The sequence below is a fragment of the Micromonospora sp. CV4 genome (assembly GCF_003667455.1).
GTDB lineage: Bacteria > Actinomycetota > Actinomycetes > Mycobacteriales > Micromonosporaceae > Micromonospora.
The window spans coordinates 1-21635 of the sequence record NZ_RCVI01000281.1; the positions used below are offsets into that span (position 1 = coordinate 1).

The following is a 21635-nucleotide window of genomic DNA, read 5'->3' on the forward strand; positions in this document are numbered from 1 at the left end:
ACCGGGCGCCCGCCGACCGGGACGCGGCGATCGAGGCGTACCGGTCGGCGTTGACCGGGTTCGGCGGCCTCGAACCGGAGTTGGCCGGCACGGCACGGACCGGCCTGGCGAGCCTGCTCGCCGAGCGGCACGAGTCCGACGGCGATCCGGCCGATCTCGACGCGGCGATCGAGGCGTACCGGTCGGCGGCCGGATCCCGGTCGGCGCACGGGGGGCCGGATCCGGACGAGCTGCGGCGCACCCTCGGCGGCCTGCTGGTGACCCGGTACGAGCTGCGGCGGCGGATCGACGACATCACCGAGGCGGTGCGGCTGCTGCGCGAGGGCGCCGACGCCCGGGAACCGGCCCGCCGGGCCCGCCGGCTCGCGGAACTCGCGTACGCGCTGGGCCGGGGGTACGCCGACCTCGGCGGGGCGGACGCGCTGCGGGCCGCCCGGGACGCGCTGACCGAGGCGGAGTCGCTGCTTCCCCCCGACGACCCGCTGCGCCATCAGGTGCTCAACAACCTGGGCAACACCCTGCGCGAACTGTCCGACCTGGCGGGAGAGCCGGCGCTGCTGGAGCCGGCCGCCGTGGCGCTGCGGGCCGCGGTCGCGGCCGCGCCCGACGCCGCCGCGCTGCCCACGTACCGTTCGAACCTGGGCCTGGTGTTGCAGTCGCTGTTCACCTCGACCCAGGACCTGGCCACCCTGACCGAGGCGATCGCGGTGCTGGCGCAGGTGCTCGAGACCGCGCCGCCGGGGCACCCGGACCGGCTGCCGGCGCTGCACAACTACGGCTCCGCGCTGAACCGTCGGGTGGAGCTGGCCGTGGACGGCGCGCTGCCCACCGGCGGCCAGGCTGCCGACGACATCACGGCCGCCGCCGCCCGGGACGCCGACGCCGCGGTGACCGCGCTGCGCGAGGCGGCCGAACTGGCCGAACGGGAGGCCGAGCCGACCGAGTACCTGCGGACGCTCGGCACCCTCGCCCTGGCCCACCTGCTGCGGCACCGTCTGCGCGACGACCCGGCGGGGCTGAACGAGGCGGTCCGGCTCCTTCAACTGCTCAGCGACCGCCAGCCGTTGGCCGGCGCGGACCGACACCGGATCCACACCAACCTCGGCAACGCGCTGCTGATGCGCTACCGGGCCCACCCCGACGAAGCGGACGCCACCGCCATGCTGGTGGCCCACCGGGCGGCGGTCGACGCGCTGCCCGCCGAGCATCCCGCCCGCACCATGTGCCTGAGCAACCTGGCCACCGCCCTGGAGGCGGTCGCCACCCCCGCCGCGCTCGCCGAGGCGACCGCCGCCCTGCGCGCCGCCGCCGCGGTGGAGTCCGCGCCGTCGCTGCTCCGATCGGCGGCGGCGAGCCGGTACGCGGAGCACGCCGCCGCGGCCGGCGACCTGCCGGCCGCGCTCGACGGGTACGCCACCGCGATCGAGCTGATCGACCTGGTGGCCTGGCACGGCATGGACACCGACGACCAGGCCCGTCTGCTCGGGCTGTTCCCCGGGCTGGCCAGTGCCGCGGCGGCGGTCGCCATCGCCGTCGACCGTCCGGAACGTGCCGTCGAGCTGCTCGAGTACGGTCGTGGCGTCCTGCTGACCCGGGCCCACGACGCGGGCGCCGACCTGGCCGCCCTGCGCGCGCAGTCGCCCCGGCTGGCGGACCGGCTCGCCGACCTCCAGACCGCCCTCGACGGTTTCACCGCGCTCGAAGCCACCGGCCCGGACGGCCCGAGCGGCCGTGCCGAGCAGCGGTACGACCTCGCCATGCGCCGCCGGGAACTGCTCGCGGAGATCCGCGCCCGGCCCGGGTTCGCGGATTTCCTCCGCCCGCCATCGTTCGCCACCCTGGCCCGGGCCGCTGTCGACGGCCCGGTGGTGCTGGTCAACGTGGCCGTGCGACGCTGCGACGCGCTGGTGGTCGCCGACGGCCGGGTCACCGTGGTCCCGCTGCCCGAGCTGACCCTGGCCGAGCTGGTCGCCCGGACGGCGGGCTTCCTGACCGCGATCGCGGTGCTCACCGGGGCGGCGGACCCGGACGCCCCGGAGCCGCAGGCGCAGCGTCGCCGGCTGGCGGCCCGGACCGACGTCGGCCAGACGCTGGACTGGCTGTGGCGGGTCGTCACCGCACCGGTGCTCGACGTGGCCGCGCCGACGCCGACCGCCTCGTCCGGTGCGGAGCCCGCCGCCGGGGCGGACTGGCCACGCCTGTGGTGGTGCCCGACCGGGCTGCTCACCCTGCTGCCGTTGCACGCGACCGGCCCGCTCGACGGCGGCGACGGGGTGCTGGACCGGGTGGTGCCGTCGTACACCGCCTCGCTGCGGGCGTTGGCGCACGCCCGGCGCGGCGTGCCGGCCCGGCCCGAGCCGGTCGACTCGGCGCTGGTCGTCGGCATGCCGCAGACCCCCGGCCTCGCCGACCTGCCCGGTGTCGCGCGGGAGGACGAGATCGTCCGCCGGCACCTGCCACGGGTCCGCTCGCTTCTCGGCCCGGCGGCCACCCCGGCGGCCGTGCTCGCCGCGCTGCCCGACCAGCCGGTCGCCCACCTGTCCTGCCACGGCACGCAGGACCTGCGCGCCCCGGCGTGGGGGCGCCTCACGCTGGCCGGCGGCCCGCTGCACGTCCGGGACCTGTGGCGGCCCGCCGGCCGGCCGGGCGCGCTGGCGGTCCTGTCCGCCTGCGAGACGGTGCGCGGCGGCGCGGCTCTGCCCGACGAGGCGCTCACCCTCGGCACCGCGTTCCAGCTCGCCGGGTTCCGGCACGTCATCGGCGCGCTCTGGTCCATCTCGGACGCGCTGACCGTACGGCTCTGCGCCGACCTGTACGACGGCCTGGCGGTGCCCGGCGGGATCGCGCCGGACCGGGCGGCCCTCGCCCTGCACCGGTCGGTCCGCCGGCTCCGCGCCGCCCTGCCCGACCGGCCCGACACCTGGGCCGGCTACGCCCACCTCGGCCCCTGACGCCCCGGTCAGGAAGGGTTTCTGCTCACCGCTCAGTGGTGGAGACGGCGGCGGGAGGGTCGGGGTCGGCCGGCGCATACCAGGTCACCCCGACCGCGGCGACCAGCAGTGCGGTGCAGAGCAGCACCAGCCGCACCCCGGTCCGCAGCGACCGGACCGCCGCCGTCGCCTCCACGTGGTCGCCGAGCGGGGCCGGTGGGAGCGCCGCAACCGGGGTCACCGCCAACCTGCCGTGCGCCGCGCGCAGCAGCGCCAGCGCCCCCGCCACACCCGCGGCCAGCGCGGCGAGCAGCAGGACGCCGACCAGCGCGCCCCAGTGCGGCGCCAGCGTGCTGACATCGGTGCGGCCCCGGATCAGGCTGAAGCCGACCAGTGCCACCAGCAGACCACCGAGGCCGTTGCGCCACGCCACCGCCGCCGCGCGGACCCGCTCCAGCTCACCGCGCAGCAGCCCGGCCAGCTGCTGCGCGCGGTGCAGGTCGGCGACGGTCGCGGGCGGCCCGGGGCGCAGCCGGATCACGCCTCGACCTCCAGCCGCAGCGTCCAGTACGCGCCGCAGCCGCGCAGCCCGGCGGGGCGCGAAGGATGGTCGGCCTCGCACTCGCAGAGCACCGTCCGGTAGCCCGGGTCCGGTTCGGCCGCCGGGGCGGCCTCCCGCCGGTACAGCTCGTCGATCACCGTGCTGGTCGTCGCGTGGTCGCACCGCGGGCATCGTCCGCTGAGCAGCACCGCGAACTCGAACTCCCGCACCGTGAAGTCCGCCGCGGCCCGCGCCGCGTACGCCTCGTCGGTCACCTCGACGTACGGCAGCGGGCCCGCCGTCGGTTCGTCGTCGCGCATCCCGACCTCCCGCTTTTCGCCCGGACCGTCCACCGTAGCCGGTCGCGGCCTCCGGGTCAGCCGACGTGTCGGGGGACCGCCGGCACCCGGTCGGACCGCACGCCGATCCTGGTGCGGCGGCTGGCACCGCTGGCCCGACCGGGGCCAGTTGGGCGGAGCGAGCGATGCGACCGCCGTCGCCGTGCGACGCTGGGCGCGTGCCGGCGACGCCGGTTCGGGCAGCCGGGCCGGTCCGCTCCGGCGCGACGGCGGAGGGAGCACCCATGGCGGGAGTGCCGCAGGTCGACTTCGCGCTCGACACGTACGAGTGCATCGTGATCTATCCCGGCGCGGCCGGACGGGCGCTGCCCAACGAGACCGTGCAGCGGTTGCAGGCCGAGCACACCGAGCACATGCAGGCGTTGCAGCAGCGCGGCATCATCCTGGTCGCCGGCTCGGTGGACGGGCCGGCCCGCAACCCGGAGCCGCCGATCGGCTTCGGGCTGGCCCGCACCGGCAGCGTCGAGGACGTGCGCAGCGTGCTGGAGGCCGACCCGGCGGTGCAGGCCGGGCTCTACCGGGTGGACGTGCTGACCTTCCTCTGCCCGGCCGGGTCGTTGGAGTTTCCGCTGGCCAAGACCGAGAGCTGACCGGCCGGTCCATCGGCGGCTGTCGTGATGGTGACGGCGATCGGACGCCCCCCGGTGCTACGGTCGCGCCCAGCGAGGACCGCCGTCGGGGCGCACCCGGCGCCACCGGCCGGCCCCGGTCGAGGAGTCGCCGTGAGCTCCGCCGCCACCCCTGATGTCGCGTCCGCCACCGCCCGTCTGCGCGCCCTGCTCGGTGACCGGCTCCACGAGCCGGGAGATCCGGCGTTCGCCGCCGCGACCCGCCTGTGGAACGCCGCCGTGGACCGCGCGCCCGCGCTGGTCGCCCGCTGCCTGGACGCCGACGAGGTGGCCGGCGCGGTCCGCATCGCCGCCCGGTGCCACCTGCCGCTCTCGGTCCGCTCCGGCGGGCACGACTGGGCCGGCCGGGCGCTGCGCGACGGCGGACTGGTGCTCGACCTGACCGGCCTGCGCGCGGTCCACGTCGACCCGGACACGGCCACGGTGACCATGGCCGGCGGCGCCACCGCAGCCGACCTGCTCGCCGCCGCCCGCCCGTACGACCTGGTGGTGCCCACCGGCGTGGTCCGGGACGTGGGGATGGCCGGGCTCACCCTCGCCGGCGGGTACGGCCCGCTCTGCGGCCGGTTCGGCCTGGCCCTGGACAACCTGCTCGGCGCCGAGGTGGTCCTCGCCGACGGCCGCCGGGTCACCGCCGACCCCCGGCACGACGCCGAGCTGTACTGGGCCCTGCGCGGCGGCGGCGGCAACTTCGGCGTGGTCACCGAGCTGCGCTACCGCGCGCACCGGCTGCCCGCCGTGCTCGCCGGCATGATCATGTTCGCGCTGGCGGAGGCGCCGGCCGTGCTGCGGGGCTACGCCGCGCTGCTCGCCGAGGCCCCGGACGAGCTGACCGTGATGGCCGGCTTCCTGCCCGGCCCCGCCGGCGAGCCGGTGGTCTTCCTCTGCCCGTTCTACAGCGGCGACGACCTGGACGCCGGACAGCCGTGGGTGGACCGGCTGCGGGCGCTGGGCGTCCCGCTGGTCGACCAGATCGGCCCCCTGGCGTACGCGGACGCGCTGCGGATGTTCGACGGCGGGATGGTGGACGGCAACCACTACCTGCTGCGGACCCGCTGGCTGCCCGCGCTCACCGGCGACGCCGTGGACGCGCTGGTCGACGCCGCCCGGCAGGTCAGCTCGCCGTTCTCCGCGCTGGCCCTGCACCACTTCCACGGCGCGGCCAGCCGGGTGCGGCTCGCCGACACGGCGTTCGGTCTGCGCGACGATCACCTGTTGACCGAGGTGATCGCGGTCTGGGCGCCGGGTGGGCTGGTCGGGCCGCACCGGGACTGGGCCGAGCGCACCTCGGCGGCGCTCGCCCCGCACGCCCTGCCCGGCGGCTACCCGAACCTGCTCGCCCCGCGGGAGACCGACCGCGTCCGGCTGGCCTACGGCGCGAACTGGGAGCGGCTGCGCCGCGCGAAGCGCCGCTACGACCCCCGTGACCTGCTCACCGCCGTGCCCACCCTGCCGCCGTCGGAGCGTTCCGGGTGAGCCGCCGCCGGGAGCACCCGGACGGTGCACGCCGGCGGAGGCGTACGATTCCCGGCGCGCGGTCGCCGTTGCCCGTCGCCACAACGTTCCGGTGCGGTTCCGCCCGCCGGCCCGACGCGCACCGCGCGTCGTTGGACAATTGTTCCGCTGCCTGCAAGGGGTCGGCCCCGAGTCCGACCTGAAGGAGAGACTAGCCTGATGGGCGTGACACGCCGCGCGAAGATCGTCTGCACTCTTGGTCCCGCCACCTCGTCCCCGGAGCGCATCCGGGGTCTCGTCGAGGCCGGCATGAACGTGGCGAGGCTCAACTTCAGCCACGGCAGCCACGCTGACCACGAGGCGGTCTACCGACTGGTCCGGGAGGCGTCCGAGGCGGCCGGTAAGCCGGTGGCCGTCCTCGCCGACCTTCAGGGTCCCAAGATCCGGCTCGGCCGGTTCGCCGACGGCCCGCACGAGTGGCGCACCGGCGACTCGGTCGTGATCACCGGCGACGACATCGTCGGCACCAGGGAGCGGGTCTCCTGCACCTACCGCAAGCTGCCGCAGGAGGTGAAGCCCGGTGACCGGCTGCTGATCGACGACGGCCGCGTCGCCGTCGAGGTCACCGACGTCACCGGCAACGACATCCGCTGCCTGGTCACCGAGGGCGGGCCGGTCTCCAACAACAAGGGCGTCTCGCTGCCCAACGTGGCGGTCAGCGTGCCCGCCATGTCGGAGAAGGACGCCGAGGACCTGCGCTTCTCCCTGGGGCTCGGGGTCGACCTGGTCGCCCTCTCGTTCGTCCGCTCGGCGGAGGACATCAAGCTCGTGCACGGCATCATGGCCGAGGAGGGCGTGTTCCGCCCGGTGCTGGCCAAGGTCGAGAAGCCGGAGGCGGTGGACCACCTGGAGGCCATCGTGCTGGCCTTCGACGGTGTCATGGTGGCCCGCGGCGACCTCGGCGTGGAGATGCCGCTGGACGAGGTCCCGCTGGTGCAGAAGCGGGCCGTGCAGCTGTGCCGGGAGAACGCCAAACCGGTCATCGTGGCCACCCAGATGCTCGACTCCATGATCGAGAATTCGCGACCCACCCGGGCGGAGGCCTCCGACGTGGCCAACGCGGTGCTCGACGGCGCGGACGCGGTGATGCTCTCCGGCGAGACCAGCGTCGGCAAGTATCCGGTGCTGACCGTCAGCACCATGGCCAAGATCGTGACGACCACGGAGGCCGGCTCGATCGGCGTCCCCCGCCTCCAGCACGACCCCCGTACGCACGGCGGCGCGCTCACCGTGGCCGCCTCGTCGATCGCCCGGGCCATCAACGCCAAGGCGCTCGTCGCCTTCTCGCAGACCGGTGACACCGTCCGGCGGCTCTCCCGGCTGCACTGCGACCTTCCGCTGCTGGCCTTCACCCCGGTCCCCGAGGTGCGCAGCCAGCTCGCCCTGACCTGGGGCGTGGAGACCTTCCTGATGCCGTTCGTGGAGCACACCGACGACATGTTCCGCCAGGTCGACCAGGCGCTGCTCGGCCTCAACCGGGCCAACCCCGGCGACTACGTGGTGATCGTGGCGGGCAGCCCGCCCGGCACCCCCGGCTCGACCAACACGCTGCGCGTCCACCAGCTCGGGTCGCTCGTCGACGCCGCGTCGGCGCGGGCGCTGCAGTGAGCGACGGCCGGGTCGCGGTCGGCCAGGCCGCGGTGGACCAGCTGCTGGAGGTCCTGGACCTCGACCCGACCGGGGAGATGACCTTCCGGGGGAAGAGCCCGCCGGTCGGCCCGCAGCGGGTGTACGGCGGTCAGGTCGCCGGCCAGGCGCTGGTCGCCGCCGGCCGCACGGTCGACCCGGAGCGGTTCGTGCACTCGCTGCACGGCTACTTCGTCCGCCCCGGCGACCCGGTCGAGCCGATCGAGTACCAGGTGGAGAACATCCGCGACGGCCGGTCCTTCTCGGTCCGCCGCGCGGTCGCGCTCCAGCACGACAAGCCGATCTTCTTCATGTCGGCGTCCTTCCAGCGGGCCGAGGAGGGGCTGGACCACCAGGCGCCGGCCCCGCCGGACGTGCCCGCCCCGCAGGACGTGCCGACGATGACCGACCGGCTGTCCCGCTACCCCGAGCGGCTGGGCATCTGGGGTCAGATCCCGCGCCCGATCGACGTGCGTTACGTCGGCGAGCCCGGCTGGGTCCGTCCCGGCGACCGGCCCGCCGACCCCCACCAGCGGGTCTGGATGCGCATCGACGGCAAGCTGCCGGACGATCCGCTGCTGCACGCCTGCGCGCTCACCTACGCCTCGGACCTCACCCTGCTGGATTCAGTGCTCTCCGTGCACGGCGAGGTGTGGGGGCCGGGCGGGGTGGTCGGCGCGAGCCTCGATCACGCGCTCTGGTTCCACCGGCCGTTCCGGGCCGACGAGTGGTTCCTCTACGACTGCTGGAGCCCGTCGGCGTCCGGTGCCCGCGGGCTGGCCACCGGCCGGATGTTCACCACCGACGGCCGGCAGATCGCCAGCGCCGTGCAGGAGGGTCTGCTGCGCCGCGTCGGCGCCTGAGGCTGTCGGTCATCCCCGCCGGGCGCGCACCTGAGCACAGGGTGCGTCCGGGGGGGGACGACGGGTCCGGCCGGGCTCCCGTCACCGCTGACGAGCGCGGGGCGGGTCAGGGCTGGTGGATGCCCTCGCCGGCGATCTCGATCTGGACGGTCTTTCCGACCAGAACCCCGCCGCTTTCCAGCGCGACATTCCAGAGCAGGCCGTAGTCCTCGCGGTTGATTTCCGCCGTGGCGCTGAATCCGAAGATGTTCTGTCCGTACGGATCGCGACGAGCGCCACCAAAATTCACCTGAAGGTCGACCGCCCGGGTGATCCCCTTCACCGTCAACTCACCGGTGAGCACGAATCGTCCGGGTGCCGGGTCCGGCTGCGGCGGAAGATTGTGACTTCTGCCTCGTCCGGCGAGTCGATTTCTGCGCAGGCGGGCCCAGTAGAAGATGGGATCGTCGTTGCCCTGCCACCTGATACCCGTGCTTCGATATTCGAGGGTGGGATAACGTTCCACGTCGAGGAAGTCGGCACTCTTCAGGTGCGTGTCCCGGTCGGCGCTCCCGGTGGTGATGCTCGCGGTCTCGATGGTCGCGGTCACCGAGGAGAGCAGCGGGTCCTTCGCCACGAAGATCTGCGCGGTCGCCTCGGCGAATTCACCCCGCACCGGGCTGACCATCATGTGCCGGGACAGGAAACCGATCCGCTTGTGCGCCTGATCGAGACGATAGGTGCCGGCGGCCGGGATGGTCATGCCATCCCAGGTGCGTGTCGCGATATCGGTCATCGTGTGCCTTCCCCCCGAGTCGGACCCGGGTGTTTATCAATGTGCCGATGGAGCCCGCGCAAACGGTCCGACAGTCGTTACTCCCCGCCCAGCATAAGGACGCTTCGGAACAGCTTTTCGGGGCCTACCGTACGGCGGATCATGACGCACTTCACGCGCCCTCGAATGCCTTCCGGCGCCGACCCGGGCAGGCCGGCTTTTCGTCGATGCGTGGCCGATCGGCCGAGGGCCGCCCGCCCCGGCGGCTGACCAGCGGGCTAACCTTGCCGACATGCGTCTCTCCGCCCGGGTCGACTACGCCCTCCGCGCGGCTGTCGAGCTCGCCGCGTCGGCCAGCGGTCCCGGGCGGGGCCGGCCGGTCACGGCCGATCAGATCGCCCGGGCGCAGGAGATTCCGCCGAAGTTTCTGGAGAGCATCCTGCTCCAGCTGCGCCGGGGCGGCATCGTGCACGCCCAGCGGGGCCCGGAGGGCGGCTACTGGCTGGCCCGCCCGGCCGAGGAGATCTCCCTCGCGGAGGTGATCCGGGTGATCGACGGGCCGCTCGCGCACGTACGCGGACAGCGGCCGGAGACGCTCGGCTACCACGGTCCGGCCCACGCGCTCCAGGAGGTCTGGATCGCGCTGCGGGCCAGTGAGCGGCAGATCCTGGAGCTGGTCAGCGTGGGCGACGTGGCGGCGAACGCGCTGCCCGCCCGGGTCACCGAGCTGGCCGCCGACCCGCGCGCCTGGATCTGACCGCCGGCGTCCCATCCACCGATCGGGCACTTGACCCGGGCCGCCCCGTGCCGCATTGTCGACCAAGTCGATAGGAGATGGCGAAAAGTCAGGGGGCGCTCGTGCGCAAGCTGCTGGTCCTCGCTCTGGTCGGGCTCGCCGCGCAATTGATCGACGGCTCACTCGGCATGGCGTACGGGCTGACGTCGTCCACCCTGCTGTTGGTCGCCGGGGTCGCCCCGGCCGCCGCGTCGGCCTCGGTGCACCTGGCCGAGATCGGCACCACGCTCGCCGCCGGGGTGGCGCACTGGCGGTTCGGCAACGTCGACTGGCGGGTGGTGACCCGCATCGCGCTGCCCGGCGCGATCGGCGCGTTCGCTGGCGCCACCCTGCTCAGCTCGATCTCCACCGAGTCGGCCGCGCCGTGGATGGCCGGCATCCTCTTCACGCTCGGCGCGTACCTGCTGGTTCGCTTCGCCCGGCCGCTGCGGACCGACCGGGTCGGTGGGCGGCTGCGCGGGCGTTTCCTGAGCCCGCTCGGCCTGGTCGCCGGCTTCGTCGATGCCACCGGCGGCGGTGGCTGGGGCCCGGTGGCCACTCCGGCGTTGCTGGTCTCCGGCCGCCTGGAGCCGCGCAAGGTGATCGGCTCGGTGGACACCGCCGAGTTCGTCGTGGCCGGCGCGGCCAGCGTCGGCTTCCTGATCGGGCTGGGCAGCGAGGGGTTCCTGCTGCCCACCGTCGCCGCGCTGCTCATCGGTGGGCTCGTCGCGGCCCCGCTGGCCGCGTGGCTGGTGCGCATCGTGCCGGCCCAACTGCTCGGCGCGGCGGTCGGTGGCGTGATCGTGCTGACCAACGCCCGCACCCTGATCCGGTCCGCCGAGCTGGGCGGCCCGGTCGGCCCCGCGGTCTACGCTCTGCTGGCCGCGGGTTGGCTGGCCGCGCTGGTGCTGGCCGTTCGGGCCCTGCGCCGTACCCGCCGGGCCCGCGAGACCGCCGCGAGCGCCGCCGCGAGCGCCGTCGAGGTCTCTCCCGCTTCGTCGGCCGCCGGCACCGCCCCGGCTGAACTGACCGCAACGGGTACGCCCGCCGTCCGCTGAACCCCGCTGCCACCCGCGGTGTCCGCCTCAGCCGCAGCTACCTCTGGTGACCGGCCGTGCGTCCCCATCGGATGCCTGTTCACCCCTTTGCTCTGCTTACCTCCACGCGACACCGCACTGACCTGCGGATTTCCCGGCGGGACGGGCCCAACCCCGGGCACCTCGGTGACCACCGGTAACTGTCGCCTCGGTGTAAGCAGAGCAAAGGCGCGATCCAGGGTGGTCGCGGCGGATGGTGGTCGGGGCGACCGATGGTGAGGCGGCGTCGCCCGCACGGTCGGGCGACCATGGGCTGGCGTCAGGGCGTGAGCAGATCGCCGGCGGCGGCGGCCAACAGGTCCCACGCCTCGTCGACGTGTCGTTCGGCGGTCTGCGGGGAGCCGACCGCCAGCCGCAGCGTGTACCGGCCGGCCACCCGGGTGTGCGTCAGGTGCACCCGCCCGGTGCCGTTCACCCGGGCCAGCAGCTCGGCGTTGGTGTCGTCGTCGGCGCGCAGCCGGAAGCAGACCAGCGAGAACGGGTGCGCCGCGGCCAGCTCGAACCGGTCGTCGGCGCGGAGCCGGTCGGCGAACCGGGCGGCCAGCGCCACCCCGGAGCGGACGTGCGCGCGTAGCCCCTCGGCGCCGTACCAGCGCAGCACGAACCACAGCTTCAGGGCCCGGAACCGGCGGCCCAGCGGCACCTGCCAGTCCCGGTAGTCGATCACCGCGCCGGATTCGGAGGCCGCGTTGCGCAGGAACTCCGGCAGCACGGTCAGCGCCTCGATCAGCTCGCCGCGGTCGGCCACCCAGAACGCGTCGCAGTCGAAGCCGGTGAGCAGCCACTTGTGCGGGTCGAAGCAGTACGAGTCGGCGTACTCCAGGCCTTCGTGCGACCAGCGCAGCTCCGGGCAGACGGCGGCGGCGCCCGCGTACGCGGCGTCCACGTGCAGCCAGATCCCGTACTCGGCGCAGATCGCCCCGATCTCCGGCAGCGGGTCGACGGCGGTGGTGGAGGTGGTGCCGATGGTGGCGACCACGATGGCGGGGATCTCCCCGGCGGCCAGGTCTGCCTCGATCGCGGCGCGCAGCGCGTCCGGCCGTAGTGCCTGGGTCTCCGGGTCCGCCTCGATCGGGCGGACCCCGTCGCTGCCCAGCCCGGCGATCCGCGCCGCCTTCTCGATGGAGGAGTGGCCGTGGACGGAGGTGTACGCGCGGTAGCGCCGGTCGATGCCCGCCTCGCGCCAGCGGCCGCCGCTGGCCCGGTGCAGCGCGGCCAGGGTGGCGACCAGGGTCGCCGAGGAGGCCGAATCCTGGATCACCCCGCCGCCGCTGCCGGTCGAGCGGAACCGCGGCGGGAGGTCCAGCAACTCGGCCAACCAGTCCATCATCACGGTCTCCAGCTCGGTGCAGGCCGGACTGGTGGTCCAGAGCATGCCCTGCACGCCGAGCCCGGAGCTGACCAGGTCGCCGAGCAGGCTCGGGCCGGACGTGTTGGCCGGGAAGTAGCCGAAGAAGCTCGGGTGCTGCCAGTGGGTCAGCCCCGGTACGACGATCGCGTCCAGGTCGGCGAGGACCGCCCCGACCGGCTCGCCGGCGGTGGGCGGGGTGGCCGGCAGGGCGGACGCCACCGTGCCCGGTGGGTCGGCCGGAGTGACCGGACGATGCTCCAGCGTGGCCCAGTAGTCGGCGATCCAGTCGATGACGGCGTGGCCGGCGCGGCGAAACTCGTCGGGGTTCATGTGGGGGGCGCTCACCCGGACGAGTTGATCAGGCATCGTCCGCGGGGGCAAGGGTGGCCGTGCTCAACGGCCACCGAGTCAGCGACAAATGTCGATGTTGCGGTGCGGAAAGCGCTTGCCCTACGATGCGCCTTGAGCCGGATCCGTGAGTTCCAGGGCGTTCACCCCCGACATCAGATCGCTGTCCGCCACCGTCGTGCCGGACCGTCCACCGTGCCGTCCGGGCAGGGCCGATGGACCGCAGCGGTCACCACCGGATCCCCGGAGGCAGTTCATGCACCCGTCCAGACATCGGTTGATCCTGCTCGCCGGCACGACCGCCGCCGCCGTCGCGGCCGGCGCCCTCGGCACGGTCGTCGCCTCGGCCGCCGCCGTCGGCTGCCGCGTCGACTACCAGGTCACCAACCAGTGGCAGGGTGGCTTCGGCGCCAACGTCACCGTCACCAACCTCGGCGATCCCGTCACGGGGTGGACCCTCACCTGGTCGTACACCGCCGGCCAGCAGGTCACCCAGGCGTGGAACGCCACCGTCGCCCAGGCCGGCGCCCAGGTCACCGCCCGCAACGTCGACCACAACGCCGCCATCGCCACCAACGGCACCGCCGCCTTCGGCTTCAACGCCTCCTGGACCAGCGGCAACCCGGCGCCGGCCAGCTTCGCGCTCAACGGCGCCACCTGCACCGGCGCCGTACCCACCAGCGGCCCGACCACCACCGCGCCGCCGACCACCCCACCCCCCACCACCGCGCCGCCACCCTCGGCCGGGGCGGTGCAGATGGAGAACCTGAACCGGGGGCTGATCAGCGTCCGCTCCGGAAGCGGCAACCTCGTCTCCTGGCGGTTGCTCGGCACCGAGACCTCCGGCGTGGCGTTCAACCTCTACCGGGGTTCCACCAGGGTCAACGCCAGCCCGATCACCGGCGCCACCACCTACCTCGACAGCGGCGCGGCGGCCGGCTCGGCGTACACCGTGCGCGCCGTGGTGGGCGGCGCCGAGCAGGCCGCCTCGGCGCCGGCGCTGCAGTTCGGCGGCGGCTACCTGGACGTGCCGTTGCAGGTCCCGCCCGGAGGCAGCACCCCCACCGGGGAGAGCTACACCTACAGCGCCAGCGACGCCTCCGTCGGCGACCTCGACGGTGACGGCAGCTACGAGATCGTGCTCAAGTGGGAGCCGTCGAACGCCAAGGACAACTCCCAGTCCGGCTACACCGGCACCGTGTACGTCGACGCGTACACCCTCGCCGGCGTCCGGTTGTGGCGCCTCGACCTGGGCCGCAACATCCGCGCCGGCGCCCACTACACCCAGTTCCAGGTGTACGACTACGACGGCGACGGGCGCGCCGAGGTGGCCATGAAGACCGCCGACGGCACCCGCTCCGGCACCGGGCAGGTGATCGGCTCCGCGTCGGCGGACCACCGCAACTCCAGCGGCTACGTCCTCGCCGGCCCGGAGTACCTGACCATGTTCGACGGGCGCACCGGCGCGGTCCTCTCCACCGTCACCTACGAGCCGCCGCGCGGCACCGTGTCGTCCTGGGGCGACTCGTACGGCAACCGGGTGGACCGGTTCCTCGCCGGCACCGCGTACCTCGACGGGCAGCGCCCCTCGCTGATCATGGCCCGGGGCTACTACACCCGCGCGGTCATCGCGGCCTGGGACTTCCGCGACGGCACGCTACGCAGGCGCTGGACGTTCGACTCCAACGCCTCCGGCAACGGCGCCGCCGCCGGCCAGGGCAACCACCAGCTCTCCGTCGCCGACGTCGACGGCGACGGCCGCCAGGAGATCGTCTACGGCGCCGCCACGATCGACGACAACGGCCGGCTGCTCTACTCCACCGGCAACGGGCACGGCGACGCCCTACACGTCGGCGACCTCGACCCGAGCCGATCCGGGCTGGAGGTGTTCAAGGTCGACGAGGACGCCAGCAAGCCCAGCTCCTGGTTCGCCGACGCCCGTACCGGCCAGCTCCTCTGGTCCACGCCGGCCTCGGGCGACAACGGCCGGGGTGTCTCCGCGGACATCTGGGCGGGCAGCCCCGGCGCGGAATCGTGGTCGTCGGCGGTCGCCGGGCTGGCCGACACCAGGGGGCGCAACGTCGGCCGCAAGCCGTCGTCGGCGAACTTCCTCGCCTGGTGGGACGGCGACCCGGTGCGGGAGCTGCTCGACGGCACGAAGATCGACAAGTACGGCACCGGCGGCGAAACCCGGCTGCTCACCGGCAGCGGCGTGGCGTCCAACAACGGCACGAAGTCCACGCCGGCGCTCTCCGGCGACATCCTCGGCGACTGGCGCGAGGAGGTGATCTGGCGGACCACCGACAGCCGGGCGTTGCGCATCTACAGCACGCCCACCCCGACCAGCATCCGGATCCACACGCTGATGCACGACCCGCAGTACCGGGTGGCGATCGCCTGGCAGAACACCGCCTACAACCAGCCGCCGCATCCGGGGTTCTTCCTCGGCGACCAGATGGCCGCTCCGCCCACCCCGAACATCTACCTACGCTGAGCTGACCCCGGGCGGCCCCGAGTGGGGTCGCCCAGGGTGGCAGGCACCGGGCCGCAGTCGCGGAATCCGCTCAGCTGCGGCCCGGTGCGCCACACCGCGGCATACCCCGACCCGTCCCGACCGGGGATGCCGTACCACCACCGGCACCTACGTTAGGCACCGTCCGGGTCGCCGGGGTGACGTCGACGTGAAGATCGTGTTTCACGCCGTCCGGTGCAGGCCGCCCGCCACCTTCTCGGCGATCAGCTCGTACGAACGCACCCGGTCCCGCACGTCGTAGACCAGCGTGGTCAGCATCAGCTCATCCGCGCCGGTGCGCTCGATCAGGTCGGTCAACTGCCGGCGTACCGTCTCCGGCGAACCCATCGCCTGACCGTCGCGGCGCTGCTCCACGAACTCACGCTCGATCTCGTTGTACGGGTACGCCGCCGCCTCCTCGGGCGTGGAGAGGGGCTCCGGCCGGCCGGAGCGCAGCTTCAGGAACGACAGTGCGCTCGGCCCGGCCAGCCACTCGGCCCGCTCGTCGGTCTCCGCGCACACCGCGTTGACCGCCACCATCGCGTACGGCTTGTCCAGCCACTGCGACGGGCGGAAGTTCTGCCGGTACAGCGCCAGCGCCGGCAGGGTGTTCGCCGAGCTGAAATGGTGCGCGAAGGAGAACGGCAGCCCGAGCAGGCCGGCCAGTTGTGCACTGAAGCCGCTGGAGCCGAGCAGCCACACGGCCGGCTGCTCACCCCGCCCCGGGGTGGCGATGATCTGCCCCGGCCGCTCGCCGCTGAAGTAGTTCATCAGGTCGGCCAGCTCACGCGGGAAGCCCTCGGCGGAGAGCCCCTTCATGGTGCGGCGCAGCGCCAGCGCGGTCACCTGGTCGGTGCCCGGCGCGCGGCCGATGCCCAGGTCGATCCGGCCGGGGTGCAACGCCTCCAGGGTGCCGAACTGCTCGGCGACCACCAACGGCGCGTGGTTGGGCAGCATCACGCCGCCCGACCCGAGCCGGATCGTCGAGGTGTTCGCGGCCAGGTGGGCGAGCAGCACGGCCGGAGCGGAGCTGGCGATTGCCGGCATGTTGTGGTGCTCGGCCACCCAGAAACGGTGATAGCCCAGCTCCTCGGTGCGCCGGGCCAACTCGGTGGTGGCCTCCAGCGCGGCGCCGGCGGTGGTGCCCTTGGCGACCGGAGCAAGATCAAGAACAGACAACGGTACGGTGATCACACGATCTGCCAACCCGTTAGCGGACGGATTTGTTCCGCTTGGCCGGCATTTTCCGGTCGCGGCTCAGCCCATCCCGCGCGCCTGCTCGAAGATCAGGCTGGTCTGGGTGTGCTGCACCACCGGATCCACGGCGAGATGATCCAGCACGAAGTCCCGCAACGCGTCCCCGGACGCGGCCCGCACGTGCAGCACGTAGTCCTCCGCGCCGGCCACGTGGAACACCGACACCACCCCGGGCAGCCGCACCGACCGGGCCCGGAACGCGTCCACCGCCGCCCGCTCGTGCGCCGTCAGCCGCACCGACACCAACGCCTGCAACGGCAGGCCCAGCGCCGCCGGGTCGACCTCGGCGTGAAACCCGCGGATCGCGCCGCGCTCGCGCAGCACCCGGGTACGGGTCAGGCACGTCGAGGGCGCCACCCCCACCCGCTCCGCGAGCGCATTGTTCGGCAACCGGCCGTCCGCCGCCAACTCAGTCAGGATCGCGCGATCTACCTCGTCCAGGGCCGGATACGGCCGCACATCGTTCGGCTCAGGGGGCATCCCGCCATCCTCGCCCGAATCCTTAAACGAAGCCAGGGTCAGCGACAGAATTATCTTCCGAGCCATTGCCTGGTTCGCTGCGGATGTTCGACGCTACCGGCATGACGATGGTGGACACGACAGCCGTACACGCCGGCCGCGACGACCTGCGGGCGCTCGGCGTCCACGTGCCGCCGATCGACCTGTCCACCACCAACCCGCTGCCCTCGGTCGACGCCGGCGGAGACGCCTACGAGCAGCTCGCCACCGGCGGCCTCCTTCCCGCCGAGGGCAGCGCCGTCTACCAACGGCTGTGGAACCCGACGGTGGCCCGCTTCGAGACCGCCCTCGCCGAACTGGAAGGCACCGCCCAGGCCGTCGCCTTCGCCAGCGGCATGGCCGCGCTCACCGCCACCCTGCTCGCCGCCGCCCGCGACGGCCACCGACACATCGTCGCTGTCCGCCCGCTGTACGGCGGCACCGACCACGTGCTCGCCACCGGGCTGCTCGGCACCACCGTCACCTGGGCCCGCCCCGACGAGGTCGCCGCCGCCATCCGCCCGGACACCGCCCTGGTCATCGTCGAGACACCGGCCAACCCCACCCTCGACCTGGTCGACATCGCCGCCATCGCCACCGCGGCCGGCGACGTCCCGCTGCTGGTCGACAACACCGTCGCCACCCCCGTGCTGCAACAACCAGCCCGGCACGGCGCCGCACTCGTGCTGCACAGCGCCACCAAGAGCATCGGCGGGCACGGCGACGTCCTCGCCGGCGTCGTCGCCTGCGACGCCGACTGGGCCACCCGCCTACGCCAGGTCCGCGCGGTCACCGGCGCGATCCTGCACCCACTCGGCGGCTACCTGCTGCACCGCGGCCTCCAGACCCTGCCCCTGCGCGTCCGCGCCCAGCAGGCCACCGCCGAGAAACTCGCCGGCTGGCTCGCCGACCACCCGGCCGTACACCGCGTGCACCACCCGTCGGTGCACGACCCGGCGGCGCTGGTCGGCCGGCAGATGGCCGGACCCGGCAGCCTGCTGGCCTTCGAGGTACGCGGCGGCGCGCCCGCCGCGGCCGCCGTCGCCGGCGCCTGCCGGCTGATCACCCACGCGGTGTCCCTCGGCGGCGTGGACACCCTGATCCAGCACCCCGCCTCGCTCACCCACCGGCCCGTCGAGGGCGACGCGAAACCCGACGCCGCGCTGCTGCGCCTCTCGGTCGGACTGGAGGACCCCGAGGACCTGCGCGCCGACCTCGCCCAGGCGCTCGCCATCCTCGGCTGACCGCCCCGGTCGGCTCAGCTCAGATCGCGGTTCGCCAGCACCCGCCGGGGGGAGCCCTGCCGAGCCACCCGTAGCATCGCCCGGCCCAGCCCGTCGGTGGTGGTGACCTGGTTCGGCAGTAGCCGGCGCAACACCGGAAAGAGCGGGCGGGTGATCGCGTACCCGATCCGGTACGCCCGGGTCTTCGACACCACTCCGTGGGTCGGCTGGATGAAACCGGGCCGCGCGGCGTAGCCGTTGGGCAGCAGGTCGAGGATCGCGTTCTCGGTACGCCCCTTGACCCGCGCCCACATCACCCGGCCCCGCCCGGTGGAGTCGGTGCCGACGCCGGAGACGTAGATGAACGTCACGCTCGGGCTCACCTCGGCCAGCAGCCGCGCCGCCGCGAGGGGGTAGTCGTAACTGATCCGGGTGTAGGCGGCCTCGTCGAGGCCCAGCGAGGAGACGCCCAGGCAGTAGAAGCAGGCGTCGACGCCGGTCAGCTCGGCGCGCACCGCCTCCAGCTCGCCGACGTCGGCCACGGTGAGCTCGCGCAGCTTGGGATGCCGCTGCCCGGTCGGCCGCCGGCCCACGGTCAGCACCTCCCGCACGTCGCCGGCGAGCAGACATTCACGCAGCACGCCCTGGCCGACCATGCCGGTCGCGCCGAAGATGACCACCCGCATCAGTTCCCACCCCTAGCTGATCAACTGGTTGGTTGCCGACTGCCGAAACCGGCGGTCAGGACTTCGGACCGACGTGCCGGTCCAGCTCGGCGACCGCCTCGCGCCGCGCCACCGACAGCGAGTTGCGCCGGTTCATCCGCCAGGCGATGCTGAGCAGGTCGAGCGCCCACTGGCAGAGGCCCATGATGTCGGTCGACTCGTTGGTGAACATGTAGCGCGGGTAAACGTAGTCCTTGCCGCGGACGGTCACGCGGTTGGCGAACCGGCAGCCGTCCGAGTGGAACAGCCCACGGAGAAAGTCGCCGGGGTGGCCTTCGATGATCGGCCGCTGCCAGTCGGCGAGGACGATCGGGCGTTGGTGCTTCTTGCCGGGACCGTGCTGGGGGAGCAGGCAGGGCCAGTGGCTCCCGTAACTCTGCACGCCGACGCAGCCCTGCTTCTGCACCCGTTGGACCTTCGCGGCGAGCACGGCTCGCATGGCGACGTCGCACGCCTCGATCAGTCGGGGCCACGCGTCGGAGCAGTAGACGCGCAGGACTGGCACGCGCGCCGTCGTCACCAGGTGGCCGTCGCCGAAGTACAGGCCGAGCAGGTAGGCATAGGCGCCCGGGTCTGTCGGACTGTCGACACCGTCGCGGCATCGGAAACATCGAAGTTGCGTGCCCTGTAGCTTCGCCTCGGGCCGGTCGTTGCCCCAGTGCCAGACGGTCCGATAGGGCAGACCGACTGCACGAGCGGTGTCTGCGACGGTGCCGCCGGCAAGGAGGAGCCGCCGTGCACGGGCGCGGATCTCAGGTGGATGCACGAAAACAGCTTCGAGTATCCGTACGACGATTTTGGTGCCCTCGGTGGGATTCGAACCCACACTGTATGCAGTTTGAGTGCATTGCCTGCTGCCAGTTGGGCTACGAGGGCGCTTCCCTGATTCGGCCCTGACAGGATACCCACTACGCTGAGGGCGGTGACACCCGGCTGGGCGGGTGTCGGGTTCTGACTGGTGGGGGTAGGGCTGGTGGCCGAGACGCCGACGGATGCCGAGCGCAGGCGGGTGCTGATCGCCGAGGACGAGGCGCTGATCCGGCTGGACCTGGCCGAGATGCTGGTCGAAGAGGGCTACGAGGTGGTGGGGGAGGCCGGCGACGGCGAGACCGCCGTCCGCCTCGCCGAGGAGTTGAAGCCCGACCTGGTCATCCTCGACATCAAGATGCCGATCATGGATGGGCTGGCCGCCGCCGAGCGCATCGCCGGCGCCCGGATCGCGCCGGTGATCATCCTGACCGCGTTCAGCCAGCGTGACCTGGTGGAACGGGCTCGGGCGGCCGGCGCGATGGCGTACCTGGTGAAGCCCTTCCAGAAGAGCGACCTGGTCCCGGCGGTGGAGATCGCGCTGTCGCGCTACTCGGAGGTCGCCGCGCTGGAGGCGGAGGTCGCTGGCCTGACCGACCGCCTGGAGATCCGTAAGACGGTGGAGCGCGCCAAGGGCGCGCTGATGACCACGTACGGGATGACCGAGCCGCAGGCGTTCAAGTGGATTCAGCGCACGGCGATGGATCACCGGATGACCATGAAGGAGGTCGCGGAGCGGATCCTCGCCGAGACCGCCGGCGGCGAGGTGACCCAGCCGACCGTCTGATCGCCGCCGCTCTTCGGTGGCGACGGGCGCGTCGGTTTCGGGCGTACCCCCGGGATCGGGGACCGCCGCGCGGCGCCTTCGGGGAATAGCATCGACCCGTGACCGTCCGACGGGTGCTCGCGGTGTTCGGCCTCTTCGCGCTGCTGGTCTCCGGGTGCGACGGTTCAGCCGAGCCGTCCGGCGGCGCCTCGACCGGCGCCGGGCCGACCGTCGCCGTCGCGCCGGCGCTCCGGCCGGGGTGGCAGCCGCTGACGTTGCCGGCGCCGCCGGGTGGCGCGGGCCGCCTGTTGCTCCGGGACGCGGCGGCCTGCGCGGGCCGCTGGTTCCTGGTCGGTGGTGTCGCCGACGCCGGTGGCGGCACCCGTCCGGCGGCCTGGACCAGCGTGGACGGTACGAGCTGGACGGTCGTGCCGGTGCGGGCGGATTCCTTCTACGGCCGGCAGAACGTGCTCTCGTCGGTGGCCTGCCGCGACGGTAAGGCGGCGGTGATCGGTGCGAAGACCGGTGGGGCGCACGGCTATCCGCGGATCAGCACCTGGCGGCCGCTGTCGGATGGCGCGCTGGGCGAGGTGCAGGCGTCGTTCGAGACGTACGGCGGGCCGACGGCGGTGAACGTGTCCCGGTTGGCGGCGGGCGCGCCGGGCTGGCTGATCGTCGGCAACCGTTCGGCGGGTGCGGCGTCGTGGGTGTCGTCGCCGCCGGCGGCGGAGTTCGCGCTGGTGGAGGGGGCGCCGGAGCTGGCCAGCGACGCGGTCGGGGTGACCTGGGCGTTCGATGCGGTGGCGGCGCCGCCGGGTTGGCTGGCGGTGGGTGGTCTGCTGCCGGCCGGCCGGATCGACCGGGATCCGGCGGTGTGGTCGTCGCCGGACGGGCGGTCGTGGCGGCGCACGGTGCTGCCGGGCGGTCCGGAGTACGAGGAGTTGCAGCGCGTGGCGCTGGTCGGCGGGGTGCCGGTGGCGGTCGGTCTGCGCGGGTCGACGTTCGGCGCGTGGCGGCAGGAGGCGGCGGGCTGGGGGTCGGCCCTGGCTCTTATACACC

The 21635-nt window shown here is 73.6% G+C and carries 19 protein-coding genes and 1 tRNA gene; 11 read left to right on the forward strand and 9 right to left on the reverse strand.

The genetic code is table 11. The features are described 5' to 3' along the window. A partial coding sequence (locus EAD98_RS18220) for a CHAT domain-containing protein (protein ID WP_147457428.1) occupies window positions 1–2951 on the forward strand: 2951 nt, incomplete at its 5' end. 25 nt (window positions 2952–2976) lie between these two features. Here EAD98_RS18220 and EAD98_RS18225 read toward each other — a convergent pair. Together EAD98_RS18225 and EAD98_RS18230 are read right to left on the reverse strand one after the other, a co-directional pair. Then, a complete protein-coding gene (locus tag EAD98_RS18225; protein WP_121655262.1) occupies window positions 2977–3471 on the reverse strand; it encodes a hypothetical protein in 495 nt (164 codons plus the stop codon). Continuing rightward, on the reverse strand, window positions 3468–3791 hold the full coding sequence (locus EAD98_RS18230) for a hypothetical protein (RefSeq protein WP_147457429.1): 324 nt from the start codon (window positions 3789–3791) through the stop codon (window positions 3468–3470). Before EAD98_RS18230 ends, EAD98_RS18225 begins: the two co-directional genes overlap by 4 nt. Before the next feature lie 263 nt (window positions 3792–4054). Here EAD98_RS18230 and EAD98_RS18235 point away from each other — a divergent pair, with 263 nt between their 5' ends. The 4 genes from EAD98_RS18235 to EAD98_RS18250 all read left to right on the forward strand — a co-directional run bounded on the left by EAD98_RS18235 (window position 4055) and on the right by EAD98_RS18250 (window position 8463). Further along, complete coding sequence (locus EAD98_RS18235; RefSeq protein WP_121655264.1) at window positions 4055–4420, forward strand: YciI family protein; 366 nt, start codon at window positions 4055–4057, stop codon at window positions 4418–4420. Between the two features lie 132 nt (window positions 4421–4552). Next, on the forward strand, window positions 4553–5935 hold the full coding sequence (locus EAD98_RS18240) for an FAD-binding oxidoreductase (RefSeq protein WP_158609818.1): 1383 nt from the start codon (window positions 4553–4555) through the stop codon (window positions 5933–5935). Between the two features lie 198 nt (window positions 5936–6133). Then, the gene (gene pyk / locus EAD98_RS18245; protein WP_121655266.1) at window positions 6134–7582 is read left to right on the forward strand and encodes a pyruvate kinase; all 1449 of its coding nucleotides are present in this window, start codon (window positions 6134–6136) and stop codon (window positions 7580–7582) included. After that, a complete protein-coding gene (locus EAD98_RS18250) occupies window positions 7579–8463 on the forward strand; it encodes an acyl-CoA thioesterase II (protein WP_121655267.1) in 885 nt (294 codons plus the stop codon). Before pyk ends, EAD98_RS18250 begins: the two co-directional genes overlap by 4 nt. Before the next feature lie 106 nt (window positions 8464–8569). Here the strand turns inward: EAD98_RS18250 and EAD98_RS18255 are convergent, their stop codons facing one another. After that, complete coding sequence (locus EAD98_RS18255; protein WP_121655268.1) at window positions 8570–9238, reverse strand: YceI family protein; 669 nt, start codon at window positions 9236–9238, stop codon at window positions 8570–8572. Between the two features lie 271 nt (window positions 9239–9509). Between EAD98_RS18255 and EAD98_RS18260 the strand changes: the two genes are divergently transcribed. Next, window positions 9510–9974 carry an Rrf2 family transcriptional regulator gene (locus tag EAD98_RS18260; RefSeq protein WP_121655269.1) on the forward strand — a complete coding sequence of 155 codons (465 nt, stop codon included), beginning with the start codon at window positions 9510–9512 and terminating at the stop codon, window positions 9972–9974. Between the two features lie 101 nt (window positions 9975–10075). Then, a complete protein-coding gene (locus tag EAD98_RS18265) occupies window positions 10076–11050 on the forward strand; it encodes a sulfite exporter TauE/SafE family protein (protein WP_121655270.1) in 975 nt (324 codons plus the stop codon). Between the two features lie 298 nt (window positions 11051–11348). Here the strand turns inward: EAD98_RS18265 and EAD98_RS18270 are convergent, their stop codons facing one another. Beyond that, window positions 11349–12785 (reverse strand): pyridoxal-dependent decarboxylase, encoded by a 1437-nt coding sequence (locus tag EAD98_RS18270; protein WP_233583873.1) that lies wholly within the window; start codon window positions 12783–12785, stop codon window positions 11349–11351. A 259-nt stretch (window positions 12786–13044) separates the two neighbouring features. On the opposite strand from EAD98_RS18270, the gene EAD98_RS18275 reads away from it, so the two are divergent. Then, complete coding sequence (locus EAD98_RS18275) at window positions 13045–15282, forward strand: cellulose binding domain-containing protein (RefSeq protein WP_121655272.1); 2238 nt, start codon at window positions 13045–13047, stop codon at window positions 15280–15282. A gap of 201 nt (window positions 15283–15483) precedes the next feature. Here the strand turns inward: EAD98_RS18275 and EAD98_RS18280 are convergent, their stop codons facing one another. Together EAD98_RS18280 and EAD98_RS18285 are read right to left on the reverse strand one after the other, a co-directional pair. Beyond that, the gene (locus EAD98_RS18280; protein WP_121655273.1) at window positions 15484–16506 is read right to left on the reverse strand and encodes an LLM class flavin-dependent oxidoreductase; all 1023 of its coding nucleotides are present in this window, start codon (window positions 16504–16506) and stop codon (window positions 15484–15486) included. A 51-nt stretch (window positions 16507–16557) separates the two neighbouring features. Then, window positions 16558–17037: an Lrp/AsnC family transcriptional regulator gene (locus tag EAD98_RS18285; protein ID WP_121655274.1), complete on the reverse strand. Its 480-nt coding sequence runs from the start codon at window positions 17035–17037 to the stop codon at window positions 16558–16560. 83 nt (window positions 17038–17120) lie between these two features. Between EAD98_RS18285 and EAD98_RS18290 the strand changes: the two genes are divergently transcribed. Next, the gene (locus tag EAD98_RS18290; RefSeq protein ID WP_121655275.1) at window positions 17121–18299 is read left to right on the forward strand and encodes a PLP-dependent aspartate aminotransferase family protein; all 1179 of its coding nucleotides are present in this window, start codon (window positions 17121–17123) and stop codon (window positions 18297–18299) included. 14 nt (window positions 18300–18313) lie between these two features. Here EAD98_RS18290 and EAD98_RS18295 read toward each other — a convergent pair whose 3' ends face one another. The 3 genes from EAD98_RS18295 to EAD98_RS18305 form a co-directional block, all read right to left on the reverse strand. After that, window positions 18314–18964: an NAD-dependent epimerase/dehydratase family protein gene (locus EAD98_RS18295; RefSeq protein WP_121655276.1), complete on the reverse strand. Its 651-nt coding sequence runs from the start codon at window positions 18962–18964 to the stop codon at window positions 18314–18316. A gap of 55 nt (window positions 18965–19019) precedes the next feature. Further along, on the reverse strand, window positions 19020–19829 hold the full coding sequence (locus tag EAD98_RS18300; RefSeq protein WP_233583874.1) for a transcriptional regulator: 810 nt from the start codon (window positions 19827–19829) through the stop codon (window positions 19020–19022). Then, a tRNA-Leu gene (locus EAD98_RS18305) sits at window positions 19802–19879 on the reverse strand. The genes EAD98_RS18300 and EAD98_RS18305 overlap by 28 nt, the downstream gene beginning before the upstream one ends. A 97-nt stretch (window positions 19880–19976) precedes the next feature. Here EAD98_RS18305 and EAD98_RS18310 point away from each other — a divergent pair. Then, window positions 19977–20597, forward strand: a complete 621-nt coding sequence (locus EAD98_RS18310) for an ANTAR domain-containing response regulator (RefSeq protein WP_074312885.1) — start codon at window positions 19977–19979, stop codon at window positions 20595–20597. A 98-nt stretch (window positions 20598–20695) separates the two neighbouring features. Further along, on the forward strand, window positions 20696–21635 hold a 940-nt coding region (locus EAD98_RS18315), incomplete at its 3' end, for a hypothetical protein (RefSeq protein WP_121655278.1).

Bases quoted from the DNA above. Each gene is read 5' to 3' on its own strand.
- EAD98_RS18230 (WP_147457429.1), bottom strand. From the start codon at position 3,791: ATGCGCGACGACGAACCGACGGCGGGCCCGCTGCCGTACGTCGAGGTG.
- EAD98_RS18235 (WP_121655264.1), top strand. From the start codon at position 4,055: ATGGCGGGAGTGCCGCAGGTCGACTTCGCGCTCGACACGTACGAGTGC.
- pyk (WP_121655266.1), top strand. From the start codon at position 6,134: ATGGGCGTGACACGCCGCGCGAAGATCGTCTGCACTCTTGGTCCCGCC.
- EAD98_RS18255 (WP_121655268.1), bottom strand. From the start codon at position 9,238: ATGACCGATATCGCGACACGCACCTGGGATGGCATGACCATCCCGGCC.
- EAD98_RS18260 (WP_121655269.1), top strand. From the start codon at position 9,510: ATGCGTCTCTCCGCCCGGGTCGACTACGCCCTCCGCGCGGCTGTCGAG.
- EAD98_RS18275 (WP_121655272.1), top strand. From the start codon at position 13,045: ATGCACCCGTCCAGACATCGGTTGATCCTGCTCGCCGGCACGACCGCC.
- EAD98_RS18285 (WP_121655274.1), bottom strand. From the start codon at position 17,037: ATGCCCCCTGAGCCGAACGATGTGCGGCCGTATCCGGCCCTGGACGAG.
- EAD98_RS18290 (WP_121655275.1), top strand. From the start codon at position 17,121: ATGTTCGACGCTACCGGCATGACGATGGTGGACACGACAGCCGTACAC.
- EAD98_RS18295 (WP_121655276.1), bottom strand. From the start codon at position 18,964: ATGCGGGTGGTCATCTTCGGCGCGACCGGCATGGTCGGCCAGGGCGTG.